General features: G+C 43.0%; 1 protein-coding gene. It reads right to left on the bottom strand.

The annotated features are described in order from the left end of the window. The coding region (locus tag AC3DU7_RS27925) for a glycoside hydrolase family 10-like protein (protein WP_488042518.1) at positions 1–1,927 on the bottom strand (1,927 nt) is incomplete at both ends.

Raw genomic sequence — 1,927 nt, 5'->3', positions numbered from 1 at the left:
TCGCCATAATTTAACAACATTTCCAAAGCAGCTAAACGATTTTGCCAAGTCTGAACTTGATAAGCATTTTCCCTCCCATGAACATTCATAGAACTCCTAAACTGTAACTGAAATCTTCTCAAACTATTTCTAGCTTTCTTCAAACTACTATTATCCGGATTTTCAGCCAATTGATTCAAATCTGCTGCCAATTCCTCAGCTTTATTCCGCCAACTCTCAAGCTCAGACTTCCTCATAGAAAGTTGCTCATTTGCTAACAAAAAACTCCATTCCTTTTTCAAAGCTTGAAAACGATCTGCTGCTGCTGCAAACGGTTGCCGATAAGGAATAGGACCTTCCACAACATGGGAAGGGTTCGCAAAAGTATTCAATGAAGCTCTGTTATTATTCCCAGTTTCCGGTCCTCCCTGAGTACGAGTCAAAAATCCATGTAACCCCCCAGTAATTCTTTCAGCAGCAAAAATAATGTAACCCCCTGTAGGCAAATCCCTCGCCGCTTGAATTTGGTCAACCGCTACAATTTCAGGAATATTCAAAAGCTTAACTGCTGGCGTTATCAAAGTACTACCTAATACTCGCGTATTTGTCAGCGGTTGCGTAATTTGCTGGAAACGATTCGTATCCAAAGCATAAGTCATCGGAGTAAGCAAATCAATATCACCCCTGAGAACCCAACTTTCCCAATCTTGCTGAATTTTATCAAACCGCTCATGGCGTGGAAAAGGAAACACCGCCGCCGACAAAATCATCCTTGGATATTTCTGTTTGAGAAATCTGGAAGTATCCGCAACAAAGCTATTGACTTGATTAATCTTAAACTCAGTCCACTTCCACCTATTTTGGCGATCGCGTGAAGAAATCTTCATCGGGTCCACACCATGCAACCGCTGAAACTGTTGGCGAGCTATGGTGCTGTAACCATAAGAAAAATTCCGACCAGGATTTTGAAAAGGATAGCGAATATAGTCAAGTTGAATCCCATCAACCTGATAACGACTAGCAATTTCATCTATTATCCTCAGCAGATATTGCCGAACATAAGGATTAGCAGGGTCCATATAAACCTTGCCATCAGAAGGGTGTCTTTTCCGACCCTTGTTATCTGTCATCACCCAATCAGGATGAGCCGAAATCACCGGACCCAAATAACTATCTGGCTGACCAAGAGCGCGATTATGGGCCTTATTCCCCGTTGCAAACGCCCAAATCCAAGCGTGTATCTCCATATTCCGCTCCCGAGCCAACTTAACAGCAGACTCAAGGGGGTCCCAGGAAATTGTCAAAGGATTCTGTCTGGGAGCAACATTACTGGGATAAATTGTGTAACCAGCATTCAAAGTTTCAAAGAAAACAGTATTAATACCAGCAGCAGCAAGTCGGTCAAATACCATTGCCAAACCACGTTCCGATCGCGCTCTAACAATTGTACCCCTGTCTAACCACACAGCTCTAATCTCAGCTCCTGCTCTTTCTCCATCAGTGGGATAATTCTGCCACAACATTTGCCTTGTTTGTAGCCATTGATTTCTAGCAGTAGCATATTGTTTGGATGCCACCTGTTGGGGGAACCTTTGAATTGTCAAGCGTGCTTGTTCGACTATTTGTTGAGCATCACTTATTTGTCGATTTCTTTGAGCAACAAATGTACTACGATCGCTATTGGTAGCTACCAAACTACCTTGATCTGCTGACAAATTCACTTCCACATTTGCTGACTTAGCTGCAACCAAAGCACTTTCAAATCTACCCAAGAGATTATTTAACTCTTGCAACATTGCATTAGCTTCTGCTCTGCTAATTGGATAGTTTCCCTGTCTTACTTCCAAACCTGCAGGTGCTGATTCTGATGAAGGATCTGTTTGAGAGTTTGGTACTTGTACCTCTGGTGGAGGTAAAGGTCGGAGTATGGCAGCTAGGGGGTTACGGC

This window comes from Okeania sp. (assembly GCF_983059655.1).
Note: the sequence above shows the minus strand (reverse complement) of the source record. Positions and strands in the feature narration are given on the sequence as shown.